At 59.6% G+C, this 260-nt stretch carries 1 protein-coding gene; it reads right to left on the bottom strand.

Annotation, left to right across the window (positions count from 1 at the left end):
• Window positions 1-260, bottom strand: a 260-nt coding sequence (locus tag SB765_RS31015) for an immunoglobulin-like domain-containing protein (RefSeq protein WP_410932674.1), incomplete at both ends; no start/stop codon positions are given.

Here is a 260-nt window from a genome sequence, read left to right as displayed (position 1 = left end):
AGCGGTGATAGTAACTTTGACCAGATCGCCTTCGTTGCCTGGAGTACCCGGCTCGTCGGTGACAGCGGTGCTGACCGGGGTCTTGTCCAGAACCAGGTTCTCGAACTTCCACGCAGCAGCGCCGCTGACTGCTTGCAAGCTCTGCTCAACCGGTGCGTTGGTGCCGACGTAGACGTTGTCCGGTGCAGTCACGGTGGTGAAACCGCTGGTGCTGTTAGCCGGCACAGTGATGACCGTTTTGCCGTCACTCAGGGTGAAGT

It is taken from the genome of Pseudomonas sp. SIMBA_067, assembly GCF_046534675.1.
GTDB classification, from domain to species: Bacteria; Pseudomonadota; Gammaproteobacteria; order Pseudomonadales; family Pseudomonadaceae; genus Aquipseudomonas; species Aquipseudomonas putida.
This window is presented reverse-complemented; position numbering and strand designations above follow the sequence as displayed.